We start from the raw sequence: 15919 nt of genomic DNA, 5'->3' as shown, positions 1-15919 counted from the left end.
CGCAACGCGTTACGACAAGCTTGCCAGAAACTTCTTATCTGCGGTCGCCTTGGCTACCCTCGTCGCGTTCTGGCTATGATTGAGTCTGAACCCTAGTATATAGCCCCCGACGACGCCCCAATTTGGGTGGCGGCGCTTTGACTGTCGGGCCAGGTCGATGTGGGGATGGCAACCGGGGCTACGCTGATACCCGGAGAAGTCATCATCGCGAATTATGTCGGCGCACCAAGCAGCGCTCCAAAAGGCTTGCGCCGTAAAATAGCGCTCTCCGGACTGTTCTGAAAGAAATTATCTCGCATAGCCGCAGGCGTAAAGCGGACGCGCCTGTCTCGGTAGCGGTCGTTTGTGAAACACGGTCAGTGACTGGTTTGCGCGCAGGCGCAGCTTTCCGCATGTCCGCCAGTCAGCTTCTGGAGACCGGAAGCATTGACCTAAACGACGAGAATGAGGCGCAAACGGTCGGCCACGACCTGGCCACCTAGATAGTTTGAGCATGGGGGCGCTCCTGGGCCGCTGATCTGGAGGGCGATCTTATGGCAACTGGTCAGGGCATGCTCTGCCATGAAGCCTTTCCTGCTGGCGTGACCCTCTTTGAAGGTCTAACCTTTGCCGGAGTGCAAACGCGCCAAGATTTTTCGCTGGTTACGTTCGGTGCACCCTAGGTGGCCAAATGACGAGCTATATCTTCGACAACGCGGCTGAGCGTGAAACGGAGCAACGTTTTTCCAGTCTGGAGTCGCTCTATGACCCACTCACCACGCGCCACCTTGTGGCGACCGGCATAGGGCCAGGTTGGCGGTGCTGGGAAATAGGTGGAGGGAGCGGATCGATAGGACTCTGGCTCTCCGACTGCGTCGGACCCGAAGGTTATGTGCTGATGACCGATATCGATCCGCGGTTCTTAGCTGAAAAGGGCCGCAGCAATCTTGAGGTGCGTCGTCATGATGTCGGCCTTGATGCACTACCCGATTCCGCATTCGACCTCATCCATACGCGCTTAGTGCTGATTCATGTGCAAGACCGCGAGGCAACAATCCCGCGGCTTGTGTCAGCGCTAAAGCCAGGTGGTTGGCTCGTTGTCGAGGACTACGACACAATGATCATTGACCGGGCATTTCCCTGCGCCGACGCCGACGATTCCGAGGTGGTGCGGAAATGCTTTCGTGCACTGCGCTCTCTCATGGAATTGCGTGGCATGGATATGAGTTGGGGGCGCTCCCTCTATCGCCATCTCGTTGCCAGCGGGCTGGCAAACGTTGACGTGGACGCCCATTTCGAATTCCGGCAGGGCGGTTCGCCCGGCGCGCAGCTCGACAAAGCGAATCTGTCTCAGGTCCGGGATCAGTTGTTGGGTGAACGGTTGGCCACGTCGGCCGAACTGGACCGTCTGCTGCGGTTGCTCGACAATCCAAACTTTGTCGTAGCTTCCCCGGTGATGTTCAGCGCGCGAGGACAGCGACAATAACTGGGTCCACCGGCGCTAATACGGAACCCGCTAACTTCTTAAAATATGGCGAGAAATCAATGTTTACGCAACAAGGTAGCGGGGGCAACTTTCGCCGCACATTCGACTAAAGCCGATCCAGGAGCCAAGCTAACGTTTCTTGCGAGCAGCCAAGGTGAGGCTCGTTATCGCCACATCCCACGTATTCTTGCGCCCACGTCGACCCGAATCTGCCGGGCGGCGCTTCCCGCGCTCTGCTTTGGCACAGCGAGTGGCCATGTCCGACACTCGAAGAACGGCAGCAGTGATTGTGGGATAAAGCGGGTGCGCGAAGCATAGATATGGCGATCGCCTGATGCCGACTGGCCATGCGTGAAAAACCGCTGCGGCGATTTCGCAAATTATCGAGCAGCCCAACAAAATCCGGCCAGTCGGCGGCGGCGCGCTGAGGGCAGGGGAGTGCTGCAAGGTGCACGATCGGATCCGGATTGTCGGCGATCGCGTCAAGAACCGACTGCGCCGAAGAGCGGCCGACGCCCGGCAAAAGCTGCATGACCCTGAAGCCGGCGACCCGGTCGCGCGGGTTCTGCGCTTTGCCAGCCGACGCTATGTCCGAATGCCGGGCGCCCGAGCTAAAGGCTGTGGCCATGGCCGCATCCCTCATCTGTTGTCGGGACCAAGGTGCAGAATAGCGCGCCAGCCTGCATCTACCTACCTGATGGAGAGCGATGTTCGTCGACGTCGCGACGCGGCCCGCCGGAAGGCGGCCAGCCATGTCGTCGAAGAAGCCTGATTTCGCTTCGCCAACGACGCCGTTCCACATCTGTGTGTCAACCCAGCCGGGCGAGACGACATTGACGCGCGTCGGCGCAAGTTCGAGCGCGCGCGGGCGAACGCGTCGAAAGAGACCGTAACCGCCACCCGGCACCCGTGACTTGTCCTTGTTGATGCCCTGGACAACTTCTTTCGAAACAGCACGTGACCCGTCATCGATGCCCGTGAACATTCTTCGCCAGATCCACCCCGTTCATCATATCCTTCATCTGCTGTCCTCTCCGCTCTGTGGCATCGCGATGCCGACTGGGGAGGGCGGCAACCACCCCATCTTTAATCAATTGCCCAGCAGCTCAGGTGGCGGACGATTTGCCACCGCCGAGCGTCGGTAAAATCTTTTCGTAGATAGACTGTATTTCATCGGCCTCATCGTTGGTAAGACCGACGAACTCGCGCTCGCGGGCACGCTTGGAAAGCATGCCGTTGTTCTGTCGCAGAAAGCGGAACAGGAGGTCCGTTACTCTGTCCGGCATATCGATGAGAGCGGACACCTGTTTTTTGAATGTGTCGTAACCAGCGAGAAAGGCAGTCTCTGCCGGCAGATCGACATCGACCGTCCGCGCTACACAGGAGAACAGGAACTCTGCATGCGGCGTAGCATCGAAGAAACGATAGAAGTCTGCGGTCTCGTTAAGCACTTCTACGTTGCCGTGCTCGGTCGGCGTCCAGCGGATCAGCGGCAGCAATCTTTGTGAATAACTTTCCAATGTGCGCCGGTAGTCGTCGATGCGATCGAGAATCACCGCCGATACCGGGAAGACAATCTGGAGGGTTCTGTGAGGTCCGGGGCACAGGGGGCACGCGGCTCGACGTCGGACCTCATTGCAAGCCGGATTGAACGGAGCCGCGGGCAGGACTGGCGCTATGGGGATTGTAGCCCGGAGCTGTGGCCGGGATAGTCTTCGCCAGAATGATCAAGGGCTCTCGGGCTGGAATTACGGCAAAGGACGCTGCGACGGGGGGCGGCATCTTGATGGCGGGCGCCGTCGGACAGGCTGTGGTGGCTTCTATCGCCGGGTTGGCTGCTTGCGCCCTTGTGCGATGGGCCAAGCGTTGGCGTTCCGGCGCCCATGGTGACGGATGCTGAGCATGGCGATGAGGAGGTGCCGGCCGCGATCATGAGGTGTCGCAGCAGAACGGGCTGGGCGGCACCTGTCCGCATCGCCAGATGGCCAGCGTGATCATCGATCCTCCACAGCAAGGGCAGCGGTGCGTTGCCGCAAGAGGAGCGGCAGCGGCGCTTTCGGCATCCGGTTCGCGATCATCCTGTTGTGGTTTGGCCAGCAGCCTACGGCACTGGTCGAGCCTGGCGGCGCGATGGCCGTTGGCGAGGAAGCCGTAGTGGCGGATGCGATGGAAGCCGTCCGGCAGGGTGTGCAACAGGAAGCGGCGGATGAACTCGTGCGCGTCGAGCGTCATCACCTTTGTCCTTCCGCCATGACGATAATCCTTCCAGCGGAATCCGACACGATCGTTCTCCATGCTGATCAGCCGGGAATTGGCGATGGCGACGCGATGGGTGTAGCGCCCGAGATAAGCCAGCACCTGCTCCGGCCCGCCGAAGGGCGGCTTGGCGTAGACGACCCACTCGAGGCGGCGGACTTCGCCAGCCCGGCGTTTGAACGCTGCGGGCAGCGCCAGTACGGCAAGATCGCTGAAGAAGCTCAACTTGCCCGCGTCATAGGCTGTCCGCAGTTCCTCCAGAAAGAGCCGGCGGAACAGGCGCGACAGGACGCGCACCGGCAGGAAGAAGCCGGGCCTGCAAGAGATCCAGCGCGTTCCATCGGGTGACAGCCCACCACCCGGCACGATGCAATGGATGTGGGGATGATAATGCAGGTTCTGACCCCAACTGTGCAGCACTGCGATCAGGCCGATCTCGGCGCCGAGATGTTTGGAATCGGCGGCGATGGTGCGTAGCGTCTCGGCGACCGCCTTGAACAGGATTGTGTAGACCGCCGCCTTGTTCTGGAAGGTGATCGCCGCGATTTGCGCCGGCAGCGTGAACACGACGTGGAAGTAGGGAACCGGCAGGAGTTCGGCCTCGCGTGCGGCAAGCCAGTCGCGGCAGGCCTGTCCCTGGCATTTTGGGCAATGCCGGTTGCGGCAGGAATTGTAGGCCACGCGGATCGCCCCGCAGGATCGGCAGCCCTCGACATGGCCGCCGAGCTCGGCGGTCCGGCAGAGCTCGATCGCGCTCATCACACGCCGCTCGACACGTCCGAGATGACCGTCATGAACCTGCCGATACGCCTCGCCATGACGGCCGAAGATATCCGCCACCTCCAGTCTCGCCGACATGGGCGGAACCGGTCAGCCCGGCGGCACCACTTCAATGTTCAGCCTGTCGAGCGGGCTCGTCGTGCGCCGGATGAGGCCGTTCGAGACCTTGGTGTAGCGTGCCGTCGAGGAAAGATTGTTGTGGCCAAGCAGCACCTGGATGATGCGGATGTCCGTACCGTTCTCCAGCAAATGCGTGGCGAAGCTGTGCCTGAGCGTATGCACCGTAACGCGCTTGTCGATGCCGGCAGCCGCACGCGCCGAGCGGCAGGCCGAATACAGCACCTGCACATCAATGGGCGATCGGGGTCGCGGCCGGGAAACAGCCAGCCCTGCGGCTTCGCCAGCCGCCAGTAAACCCGCAGGATCCGAAGAAGCTGCGCCGACAGCATCACTGTGCGGTCCTTGCCACCCTTGCCGTGCCGAACGAGTATGACGCCGCGGCCGCTGTCGATATCGCCGACCTTCAGCCCGACGGTCTCCGAGGCGCGAAGACCCGCTGCGTAGGCTGTCGTCAGCGCCGTGCGCGTCTTCAGGCTTGGCACTGCCTCCAGAAACTGCACGACCTCGTCGGCGCTCAGCACGACTGGCAGCGTGCGTGGCGAACGGGCGTAGACGATCCGCTCCGGGATCTCGGCATGGCCCAGCGTCACGCCGTAGAAGAACCGCAGCGCGCACACCGTCTGGTTCAGCGCCGGCCATGAAATCCCCGCCGAAACCAGATGGACCTGAAAGGCGCGGACATCTTCAAGGCCAAGGCGCTCAGGCGATCGGCCGAAATAGCGCGAAAACTTCGCCACCGCGTGAACGTAGGATCGCTGGGTGGCCGGCGACAGATTGCGGATCGTCATGTCCTCGATCATGCGCCGGCGAAGAGGGCTCAACTCGGCCATCTCAAACTCCTGTTCTCAAGATTGCGCTTCAACAGCCGCAATCCTTCAAAACAAAAGCCTCATCCGCAAACACACACACCAAATGCCGCGTCAGCGGCTTCGTTCAATCCCGGGAGGGTTGAACCCGCGCGCTGCCAGCACGTGATGGATCAGGAAGCGATGAAGACGGCCGTTGCCGTCTTCAAACGGGTGAATATAGACAAAGCCAAAGGCCAGTACCGCAGCAGCAATAACCGGATCAAGTTCGGCAGCCGCCATTCTGTCGAATGCGGTCAGGCCGGCCATTAGATCTTCGAGGTCCTGGTGTTTGGCACTGATATGGTCGGGGATCGGCGTACCGGTATTCCGATCGTGCTTGCCAACAAAACCGCCTTCAGTTCGCAGTCCCAGCTGCACGAAGCGCGCGTCGCCGATTACGATACGCTGCAGGCGTAGCAGTTCATCCAGATCAATGGCACGTCGTCCGGCTTCCCCAATTACTTGCCCCCAACGCTGGATACGATCCTGTGGCGGGTCCTCGCCTTCGATCTCAAAGCTGGAACGGGAGTCCTTTAACAGAAGGAACGGTGCTGTGCGTGCCAGCAAATCGGCAGGAACATCCGCAACAAGCTGTTGATTGCGCATGAGAACTGGCCGAAGTATCGACGCACGCCGCCTTGAGAACTGCCATCGAGCGGAGAAAGCTACCACCAAGCTGCGTTCACCACTCCATCGAGGTTCGCAGCAGCAGCAGTTTGAGGATCAACACATCCGGCAGACGGGGAAAACCGCAGCTTGATCAGTGTCCAGCCGCCGCCCAGGGCCTGCATTATGTTAGGCAATGCGGGTAGCGTCAGAGGCGCTGCGCATCCAAGCCAGATCGATGCAACGACGATACTGTGGGGGCGCGACGAAAGGCGTTCGTAGAGCGCCGCCGGAACGCCTGCGACCATAAGAGTTAGCGTCGACAGGACGAGCGCGCTCGCCATGTAGACGAACTGGCTCGTGGACGGAGCCCAGGATGGGTACCAGACCGGGTAAAGCACGAAGAGCACAAGCACCCAGGGGGAGAAGATGCCGTTGACGATGGCGATCGCCATGACAGCGTCAGCATCAGACTCTTACTCCACAATTTTCCAGTATGAGTCCTTGCGGATCACCTTGCCGTTTCGAAAGGTATAGAAGTCACAACCTCGGACTTCCACCGTCGTCCCATCGCGGGTCGTGCCGGTGAGGGTCCATTTCGAGATGCCAGTATCGGCAGGCGAATCCACAAAATGCTCATCATTGCCATAATGGACATCAGGCAGGCCTTCAAAGCGTGCTGCCAGCGCTTCCCGTACGGTCTGTTTGCCCTCGAACCGAGATCCCCAAGGCTTGTTTCCCCTCGGCATCTCGAGGACACAATCGTCGGAAAAGAACGCCATAATACGATCAAGATCGTGCGCGTTGAAGGCCTCACTTAGCTCCCTCAGTGTCGATCGAATGTCCATTTGCGCCTCTGCCCAGCCATTGCTCGTGAGCGTTCGATCTCCGAAATAGGTCAAAATCGAAGCTCCCTGTAAAAGGGTTTGCTGTCTGTACAATACATGCCAGCATGCCACTGGGTTCGCAACGGTCTGACCTTGATCGGCTGTCTTCTTGCCGACTGACATCTCCTCGGTCTATTTTCAGCCACTCTGAAAGGGGCATACCTACATGAAAAGAGAACTTGAAGTGGTCCGCGACTTGCTCATTCAAGTCGCAAACGCCCCTGCGACACCAACAGATAGACGGTTCGCCTTGGCTCGTATTTCATCGTGTAGGCGCGAACGCTGAAGAGGTTGCCTATCATGTCATTCTCCAGGGCCAGAACATGTCCGGTAATTTGGCGACCAAATTCAGGCCGGATGCGATGCCCCGAAGGGCTGCAGGCCCTGCAAAATCCCGCCGTGGGCTGAGACCCGGATGCAATCGCTAAGGGCTTCATAAAAAAAGGTATCAAGAAATATACGGACATTGAGTTCGACCTATAGGCGGAGCTACCAGTCAGCTGGCCAGGCCAAAGTCGCATAAGATGCACGAGGGAACCCGTCAAACTTTCCAGTCCTCGCCCTCAGAGGCGGCCCACTAGCGGATGATGACCAGTGGGCCGATCCGGGTCGTTTTCACCGCGAGCACTTGTTTGATGAAGGCGAGGGCAGCGTTGGTATCGGCAATCGCTATCGTGCCGCTTACGCGGCGCTGGGCCAGCGCGGTGCCGGCGACGACGATCTTTCCGGAAAAGTGGCGGTTCATCTCTTCCACCACATAAGACAGCGGGGCGTTTTCCACGGCGATCTGTCCACGCTGCCAGGCAAGAGCTACGAGGGCGTCGACGGACTGGATTGCCGTCTGGCCACTGTTTTGGTCATAGGTGGCCTGTTCGCCCTGCGTGACGCGCACGGAAGACGTGGTGGCGTCGTTCGACTCCACCAAGACGGAGTTTTCGGTGACGGTCACCTCGGTATCGGCTTCGCCCAAGCGTACGTCAAAGGCCGTTCCCAATGCAGTGACACGCGTAGTGCCCGCCTGGACGGTGAACGGCCGCTCCGGTGCGTGTGCCACCTGAAAAAAAGCCTGCCCGCGCAGGAGCCGAATATTTCGATGCTTCCCATCGAAGTTGACAGCGATTGCAGATGAGGCGTTGAGCTGTACGGTTGAGCCGTCCTCGAGAGTAAGGACTGGCATTTCATCGGTTTCCGCGATCGCATCCGCCTGTATGCGCATAGGCCCGTCAAGCATCAGGAAGGCCGTACCGACGCAGGCGAGCAAGAGCACGGCCGCTGTAAGCGGCTTGGCTGAGTTGTGCGGTTTGATGTTGATGTTGAGCAGTGCCGGGTCGGATTCAATCGCCGTTCGCGCGTCGCCCAGCAAGCGTTCTGCGGCACGGTAGGCGCGATGATTTTCCGGATCCTGATCCAACCATTGCTTGAAGCGATCCTTGTCTTCGGCGGATTGCTTGAGGTCGGCGTTGCGCAAAATCCAGTCCGCTGCCTCTGCATTGCGTTTTCGCTGAGCTCGGGTCGCTTTATTGCCCGGCATTGGCTTCTCCAGCAGCATCCAGTCCTGCCTAGTAGACGGTTGGCATAGCCAATTAGGGACTCGTACTCGATCTAAAGAAGGCAGTCGAGGCAGTGGGCGAACGCCCGACGAAGGTGGCGATCGACCATATTCCGGGAAATGTTGAGTTTTGTCGCGATCTCGTCAGGGGAAAGATGGTGCAGCCGGTGCAGTATGAACACGACGCGGCGGCGGGCTGGTAACTCGGCGATTGCATCGCGAAGAATAGCGACGCGGGCCTCGATCTCGAGCTGACGGTCTGGCGCCGTCCCAACACTGGCGACCGACAGAGCCTCCCGTTCGGTGCCGGAGAAGAGCCGCGCTTCCATACTCTCTCGCCGTAACCTGTCTATTCCCAGGTTGATGGCCGAACGGCAAAGGAAGGCCTTTATGGACCGCTTGTTGCGCAATACGTCGGGCTGTGCCGCAAGCTTCACATAGAGATCGTGAACAACGTCCATGACGGTGGAACGTGGATGCCCCTTGCGTCTGACCGCAGCCGTGATGTCGGCATAATGCGCTTCCATCGCCCGGTTCAGAAGATCATTGCTTTCGAGGCTGTCCCAAGCGAGAGGAGAGGAGGAGCTCGACATTGGCACTTTGTTCCCGATCCAATGATGATGACCAAGTGGTATCCGGTGCTTCCAGACGCGGAGAGCCTGCAGATTCCCTTGCTTCCGAAGCCGACGGAGTCCCCATAAGCTGTTTCGGGCCGCAACATCGAAATGGCTATCGAATCTGTAAAATGCCTGCAAGTGCAATAGGTTAGAATGGTTCGAAGGTAGCTGATCGAGTAGTGCTAAAACAAGACTGTAACAGTCATCTTTATATCTGATTTTGTTGCCCGATTCCTTCCGGCTGCTCCGTAGCAGAGCGGAACTCGAATCTCGGCTTTCGCCAAAAAAGGGCGGGTAGTGTTGTATTTTTGTAACGGCAAAACGATGGCCGTCAGATTCTTCGCACCCTACAGAGGGACGCACAGCGGTGTTCCAGCGATCGGATCGCGGACAATGACCGACTTGACGCCGAACACATCCGCAATCGCCTCCGCTGATATCACGTCGCCGGGCAGGCCGGCGGCTGTGATCTTTCCGTCCTTCAGTATGACGACGTGCTCGGCGTAGCGAGCTGCCTGGTTGATATCGTGCAGCACTGCGACGACGGTCTTGCCGTGGTCACGCACCAGAACCGTTATCAGATTCATCAACTCGATCTGATGCGCGAGATCGAGGTAGGTCGTCGGTTCGTCGAGCAGGAGAACCTCTCCCTGCTGGGCGAGTGTCATGGCGATCCATGCGCGCTGGCGCTGCCCTCCGGAGAGGCTGTCGAGCGCTGTCTCGGCTAGCGTCGTCATGCCGGTCAGCATCAAAGCTTCTTCGCAGGCGTCCTGATCCTGCTCGGACCAGCGTCCGAGGAGGGAGCGGTGAGGATAGCGTCCCTGCTGCACGAGATCGCGCACCGTCAGCCCCTCCGGCGCCACCGGTCCCTGCAAGAGGACGCCGACGCGTTTTGCCATCTCCTTTGTGGAGAGCGTATCGATGCTGTGGCCATCCAGCAGGATAGTCCCTTCGGCCGGCGCCATAAGACCAGCAAAGGTGCGCAGGATGGTGGACTTGCCACTGCCGTTCGGCCCGATTAGCGCCGTGAAGCGCCGCTGCGGTACGATGAGGTCGAGATACTCGACGATCCGGTGTTGACCATAGGCAATGGATACGCGTTGCCCTATGAACTTCCCCGGCGTTTTCCTGTCATCAACGGACATGGCGACGCCCCCATAAAAGATATGCGAAGAAGGGAGCCCCGATTAGGCCCGTAACGATTCCTGCTGGAAGCTGCGCTGGCGCCATGATCACGCGCCCGACGAGGTCGGCCGCTGCCACAAGGCTTGCACCGATCAGCGCGGCGACCGGAAATATCCTGGCATGCGACGGGCCGACCAGCCGGCTGGCAACGTGCGGCGCGACGAGGCCGACAAAGCCGATCAGCCCCGCAGCCGCAACGGCCGCCCCGGAAATGAGCGTGCACAGCAGGATCACGACACCGCGGATCAAGTCGACCCGCTGGCCGAGGCTTCGCGCTGAATTGTCGCCGAAGCGGATGAGATCGAGTTCGCGGGCCGACATCCATGCCAGCGCCAAAGGTATGATCAACCAGAAGAACAGAAGTCTCACTTTAAGGATATTGGCGTCGTAGACACTTCCGGCCAACCAGATCATCGCCCTCTGGACATCGCCGATGTCTCCGAAGGTTGAAAGGAAAGTCGTTGCGGCACTCGCAAGCGAACTGAGGCCGATGCCGATCAGGATGATGCGCAGCGATGACGTGCCGCCGCGCCATGACAAAAGGTATACAGCCGCAGCCATCGCGACCGCTCCCAGGAATCCGGCGGCCGGCAGTAGAGCGCCGGGCGGATCCTGAAGCAGCACGATGACAAACATCACCGCTGCTGCCGCGCCGCTATTGATCCCCAGCACGCCCGGTTCCGCGAGCGGATTGCGCATGACTGCCAGGGCGATCGTGCCGGCCGTCGCCAGCGCAGCGCCGACGAGAAGGGCGAGCAGAACTCGCGGAAGGCGCAGGTCGAAGATGATCGTCACGTTCTGCAAGCTTGCCTCCGGCGATCCTGTGATCGTTTCGAAAAGCTCACGCCAGGATAGGGGTATGTCCCCAATTGCCAGGCTGGCCAAGGTCAAGCCGATGAGTAGGAGTATCAGGATGGCGAGCAGCCGCGTCATGTCGCACCTCCCGCTCGGCTTCGGGCAAGCCAGAGAAAGAATGGTGCGCCGATCAAAGCGATCGTCACACCCACCGGAAAATTCTGGCTGGTGAAGAGCATACGTCCAGCGGTATCCGCGCTCACTACCAGCATGGCACCACCCAACGCGCTGAAGGGCAGGATCCAGCGATAATCGACGCCGATTGTCAGGCGCGCGATATGAGGAACCACAAGTCCGACGAAGCCGATGGGGCCGGCAAGCGCAACGGCACTACCAGCGAGCAAGAGTATGAGGGCGACGGCGATCGCGCGCCAGATAAGGGGGTTCTGTCCGAGCGACCTTGCCGCATCGGCGCCGAGGCTCAATGTCATGAGATGGCGCCCGAGGAGAAGGGCGGCCACAAGCCCCATCAGGATGTAGGGCGCGACCGCTTCCACCTGCGTCATGGTGCGCCCCGATACGGATCCTGCCGTCCAGAACCGGACGGTATCCAATGTGCTCTGATCAAAGATGAGCACGGCGCTCGTCAGGGCCGTCAGGAATGTCGCGACGATCGCGCCTGCCAGAACAAGCCCGACGCTGGATTGACCGGCCAGGCCGAAAGAACCGAGCCCGTAGACGACGATCGCGGCACAGCCGGCTCCGAAGAATGCGTACCACAGATATACGTCGCCGGTCCCGGCGCCGAAGAGGGTCATGACCAGCACCACGGCGAAGGCTGCGCCCGCATTGATGCCGAGCAAGCCCGGCGAGGCGAGGGGATTGTTCGTTACGGCCTGCATGATCGCGCCGGAGACAGCCAGTGCGCTCCCCGCAAGCAGGGCCGCAAGCACGCGCGGGATCCGGATCGTTATCACCAGCAAGTGCTCGCGCGAGCCATCGAAATCGAAGATCGCGTTCCCTACCGATCGGTGCGGGATGCTCACTGTCCCGAGGGTGACAGCCCACATCGATGTTGCGACAAGCAGACAGAAAACAAGGAGTAGGGCGAGAAGCCTGCCGGTCATGCTTACGCGGCCCGAAGGCCGTACAGCCGCTATGCTTTTGCTGCGGCTCATCGATCCGCCAGGATATAGCGCTCGATGTCGTCGAGAACCCGATTAGCGGAGCCAATGCCGTGGAAGCTCTGCCAGGTTACCCGGTCGACGCGGTAGGCGCGGCCGTTCCGCACGGCGGGCAAGAGTTGCCAGAGCGGATTTCCAGTGACCTCCTTCTCGAGCGCATCGTCAGGCCCGCTTTCAAAGCCACTGGCTGAGACGTAGAGGAGAATGTCGCCATCGAGATTGGCAAGTTCCTCCCAATCCGGCCGCTTGACGATCGAGCCATCGGTCACAGTCTCGTAGGCCGTGCGCTTCACGCCGGCCTCGTGCAGCACCGCAAAGGGCGCATAGGCGGCAGGGCCGTCGAGGAAAACGACGAAGCGGCCAGGCGCGAAGCGGAGGGTCGAGACGGTTACGTCGTTGCCCTTCATGCGCTCGCGGATCGAGACGACTCGCTTCTCGTAGGCGGCGAGAGCCTCGTTGGCCGCGCCCTCACGGCCGGTGCTCTCTGAGAGAAGCTTGAGATACCTCTTCCAGTCCATGTGGTTAAACAATACGGTTGGCGCGATCTTCGATGCCGTCTCGTAGATCGAAGAATGCGCCTCGGCGCTGCCGATGATGAGATCGGGCTTCAGTGCCGCGATCCGCTCGAGGCTCGGTTCCCTCGGATTGCCCAGGTCGACCATCTTCGACCGCTTGACGAAATCAAGCACTTCGCTGTCCTGGATGGCCATGTAGGGCGTAGCGACGACGGGCGCCTTGAGCTCAATCAGGAAGCCGAGCGTCAGGAGCGGATCGAGCGTGACGATCCTCTTCACCCCTACTGGTGCACAGAACGGGGGATTATAGACGCCCTCCGCTATCTCCTTCCCCTGACAGGCGGCGTGCGCGATCGAGAGGGGAAAGAGGAGGAAAAGAAGGGCGAGACAGAAGCGCAAAATGGATACCAATTCAGACGGACGCGCAGAAAGAGGGATTGCGGGGCTTTCGCCCCACAATCCCCGGTTTGTCAGAACTTCGTACGAAGGTTCAGTCCGAAGGACCGCCGGGGGCCGGCCTGACCGAAGGCCGGGGTGTAATCCGGATCGACGATAGTGAAGTATTTCTCGTCGGTGAGATTTTCCACGAAGGCCGTGATTTCCCAATTGTCCTTCTTGAAGCCGGCTTGTGCGTTCACGATGAAGCGAGAGTCAATGTCGTACATGCCTCCCGTGCCGAAACGTGAATTGTAGTCGCTGGTGTATTTGGCATCGGCGCCCACATAGATGCCGTTCTCGAACTCATATCGACCGCCGAAGCCGAAACTCCATTCCGGCGCTTCCGGAAAGGCTTTTCCAGACTGGTCGCCTAAGCCGCCGTGATCAAATTCGAGGAACCTGGTGTTCAGATATCCAATCGAGGCGAATGCCGAGAACTGATCGGTGACCTGATAGGTCGGCTCGATTTCGAAACCCCATGCGCGCGAGGACGCGGCATTTTCCGTTATTCGATAGCCCGGAATGGAAGATGGGGGGCGTATCTCGATCTGCTGGTCTTCATACTTCGTGTAGAAGAGATTGGCGTTGAGTCTGAGGCGATCGTCCAGCAGGGTTCCCTTGTAGGACAGCTCGTAGCTCTGGGAGTACTCCGGATCGTACGTTACGAGTGGGAACGTCGGATCGCTGCGATTGACATAGGAGCCACCCGAGCGGAAGCCTTGCGTGTAGGTGAAACCAACCGTTTGATTGTCGCTGAATTCCTTTGACAGGCCAATCTTCGGCACGAAGTTCACTTCGTCGAAAGATGCCGGGTCTCCGGAGAAGACCGGCGTACCGGGGAACATGATAAATGAGTTCTGCTCGGTGTTTGTTTCTTCCAGGTAATCCAGTCTTCCGCCCAAGGTCGCAAACCAGGTGTCAGCGAATTCATAGGTTGCTTCACCGAACACAGCCAGGTTCGACGTCTTGCGAGTCTGCTGGTCGTCCAATTGGTAAGGCGCCACCACGAAGCGCGACCAGCCATCAAAGACCTGATGACTGCCGAAAACGCCTGCAACCCACTTCCAGCGGTCGCCTTCATAGTTAAGGCGCAGCTCCTGGGTGAATATCGAGTCGTCATCCGTACCCCAGATCCCATTGTCGATGCCGGGCGTGTCCGCATCGACGGAACGCCGCGTGTTTATGCCGTACTGAAAGCCGGTTTGCGAAGTAAAGCGGAGCGTGTCGGAGAAATCATGCTTGATTTCAAGGCCGAGATTGTGAACCTCGGTCCATCGATATTCCGTGTATGTGATGAAGTTGAAATCACCGCGCCCACTGTCGAGGCCGACCAGTCGGTCGTTCGGACGATCCTTTGAGTAGGCATAGGTCAGAAGGGCGCGGGTGTCCGGCATCTCTGACGGCGTGAGGAGCAGCTTTGCTCGAATGGTCCCGCTGACGTCGGTGATCAGATCGTCATAGCCGGCGTAATCCTTGAGACTTGAATAGGAAACGTCGGTACGAGAACGTTCGAACGCGCCGGAAATGCGCAGCGCGACCTGGTCCTCGATGAGCGGCGTGTTCATGACGAAGGCCGTGCCCACCAGGTGGTTACTACCGACGGTGCCCGACACTTCCACTTCCTTGTCGAAGGTCGGATCCTTCGACTTAATATAGACCGCTCCCGACATGGCGGCGCGGCCGGAGAGCGTCGACTGCGGGCCGCGATAGACCTCGACCTGTTCGACATCCCAAAGGTTTCTCGCGCCGAAACGGGCATTGTAGCGTGTCTGGAGAATGCCATCCACATAGAGGGAGCCGACTGGCGCGCCGCCCGGAACGAACCCTTCGGAGCTCATGCCGCGGATGACGAAGCCGGAATTAACCGTCGCGCTGTCCAGCACATTCGCAAGCCGCCGGTAGGCATCCTGCGTATGTCTGATTTGGCCGTCTTCAATCGCCTTGGCGTTCACGATGCCGACGCTCGCGGTAGTATCGTTCAGCGTCGTTGCGTCGCGCGCGCCATATATGGTGATCGGGGCGAGCACGAGTGCCCCGTTGGCGTCTATGCCAGTTCCCCCTGGCGAGGATGTATCGACGCTGAGCGTCACCTGATTGCTGCCGGCAAAACGTGCCTCCACGCCCGTGCCCGCAAGAACGACGTTCACAGCCTGCTGGGGCGTCAGGTTGCCGCTCGCGCCAGCGGTTGTCTTGCCTTCAGCCACAGCCGCATCATAGAGAATTTGAAGGCCGGTCTGGGCGGCGAGCCTGTTCAAAGCCGGCGCAAGAGGCCCTACCGGAACTGAAATCGATCGTTCGGCGGACTGAGCCGGCGTGGCCGCTTGTGCTGCGGCCGGCGTTACCGGAGTGAGTACAATCACCGCCGTGCTTGCCAAAAGCGCTGCCGGGAGGCTGGCCTGCGCCCTCCGCGAAATCGCCCTGACCAAAATATTCTTAGCCATCAAAGCCCCCAATAATGCGGCGTTCAAGGCGCCGCAGTCCACCACAAGAAGCGGTTATACATTCCGCTCGTAGGGGAGACGGTTGGTGGCTGGGGTTTGGGACTCTCTGCGAGGAAATAATTGGGGGCTGCAATTTTCTGCCGAGGTGGTACGCGGCGATTTGATCATTCTAGCGCTATTGCTTGTAAAAATTTGCCGAGATGACGATGGTCTTTCTTGTCCCATCGGTGGAT

At 59.8% G+C, this 15919-nt stretch carries 12 protein-coding genes and 5 pseudogenes; 2 read left to right on the top strand and 15 right to left on the bottom strand.

What is annotated here, in order from left to right:
- Both BM413_RS32410 and BM413_RS05230 read left to right on the top strand, forming a co-directional pair.
- Positions 1-79, top strand: a pseudogene (locus BM413_RS32410) (IS5/IS1182 family transposase); the annotation flags it as partial.
- A gap of 591 nt (positions 80-670) precedes the next feature.
- The gene (locus tag BM413_RS05230; protein WP_091911066.1) at positions 671-1465 is read left to right on the top strand and encodes a class I SAM-dependent methyltransferase; all 795 of its coding nucleotides are present in this window, start codon (positions 671-673) and stop codon (positions 1463-1465) included.
- Between the two features lie 164 nt (positions 1466-1629).
- On the opposite strand, the pseudogene BM413_RS33540 reads toward BM413_RS05230, so the two are convergent.
- The 15 genes and pseudogenes from BM413_RS33540 to BM413_RS05160 all read right to left on the bottom strand — a co-directional run.
- A pseudogene (locus tag BM413_RS33540) lies at positions 1630-2057 on the bottom strand (hypothetical protein); the annotation flags it as partial.
- 132 nt (positions 2058-2189) lie between these two features.
- Positions 2190-2339: pseudogene (locus BM413_RS33535) on the bottom strand (short chain dehydrogenase); the annotation flags it as partial.
- Positions 2340-2571: 232 nt separating this feature from the next.
- Complete coding sequence (locus BM413_RS05220; protein WP_175544248.1) at positions 2572-3021, bottom strand: hypothetical protein; 450 nt, start codon at positions 3019-3021, stop codon at positions 2572-2574.
- A gap of 373 nt (positions 3022-3394) precedes the next feature.
- Entirely contained in the window at positions 3395-4579 is a 1185-nt protein-coding gene (locus tag BM413_RS05215) for an IS91 family transposase (protein ID WP_091911063.1), read from the bottom strand.
- Between the two features lie 12 nt (positions 4580-4591).
- A pseudogene (locus BM413_RS05210) lies at positions 4592-5409 on the bottom strand (tyrosine-type recombinase/integrase).
- A gap of 147 nt (positions 5410-5556) precedes the next feature.
- Positions 5557-6057: pseudogene (locus BM413_RS05205) on the bottom strand (Fic family protein); the annotation flags it as partial.
- A 77-nt stretch (positions 6058-6134) separates the two neighbouring features.
- Complete coding sequence (locus BM413_RS05200) at positions 6135-6530, bottom strand: hypothetical protein (RefSeq protein ID WP_091911061.1); 396 nt, start codon at positions 6528-6530, stop codon at positions 6135-6137.
- Positions 6531-6551: 21 nt separating this feature from the next.
- Complete coding sequence (locus BM413_RS05195; protein WP_244537764.1) at positions 6552-6977, bottom strand: nuclear transport factor 2 family protein; 426 nt, start codon at positions 6975-6977, stop codon at positions 6552-6554.
- 562 nt (positions 6978-7539) lie between these two features.
- Positions 7540-8511, bottom strand: coding sequence for a FecR family protein (locus BM413_RS05190; protein ID WP_244537763.1), 972 nt, complete (start codon positions 8509-8511; stop codon positions 7540-7542).
- 53 nt (positions 8512-8564) lie between these two features.
- Positions 8565-9104 carry an RNA polymerase sigma factor gene (locus tag BM413_RS05185; protein ID WP_091911058.1) on the bottom strand — a complete coding sequence of 180 codons (540 nt, stop codon included), beginning with the start codon at positions 9102-9104 and terminating at the stop codon, positions 8565-8567.
- A gap of 371 nt (positions 9105-9475) precedes the next feature.
- The gene (locus tag BM413_RS05180; protein WP_091911056.1) at positions 9476-10273 is read right to left on the bottom strand and encodes an ABC transporter ATP-binding protein; all 798 of its coding nucleotides are present in this window, start codon (positions 10271-10273) and stop codon (positions 9476-9478) included.
- Positions 10263-11246: a FecCD family ABC transporter permease gene (locus tag BM413_RS05175; RefSeq protein WP_091911054.1), complete on the bottom strand. Its 984-nt coding sequence runs from the start codon at positions 11244-11246 to the stop codon at positions 10263-10265. Before BM413_RS05175 ends, BM413_RS05180 begins: the two co-directional genes overlap by 11 nt.
- On the bottom strand, positions 11243-12286 hold the full coding sequence (locus BM413_RS05170; protein ID WP_091911052.1) for a FecCD family ABC transporter permease: 1044 nt from the start codon (positions 12284-12286) through the stop codon (positions 11243-11245). Before BM413_RS05170 ends, BM413_RS05175 begins: the two co-directional genes overlap by 4 nt.
- Positions 12283-13086 (bottom strand): iron-siderophore ABC transporter substrate-binding protein, encoded by an 804-nt coding sequence (locus BM413_RS05165; RefSeq protein WP_348272882.1) that lies wholly within the window; start codon positions 13084-13086, stop codon positions 12283-12285. Before BM413_RS05165 ends, BM413_RS05170 begins: the two co-directional genes overlap by 4 nt.
- A gap of 191 nt (positions 13087-13277) precedes the next feature.
- Entirely contained in the window at positions 13278-15713 is a 2436-nt protein-coding gene (locus BM413_RS05160) for a TonB-dependent receptor (RefSeq protein WP_244537762.1), read from the bottom strand.
- Positions 15714-15919 lie beyond the last annotated feature (206 nt).

The organism is Mesorhizobium sp. YR577, from assembly GCF_900116595.1.
Taxonomy (GTDB): Bacteria; Pseudomonadota; Alphaproteobacteria; order Rhizobiales; family Rhizobiaceae; genus Mesorhizobium_M.
This window is presented reverse-complemented; position numbering and strand designations above follow the sequence as displayed.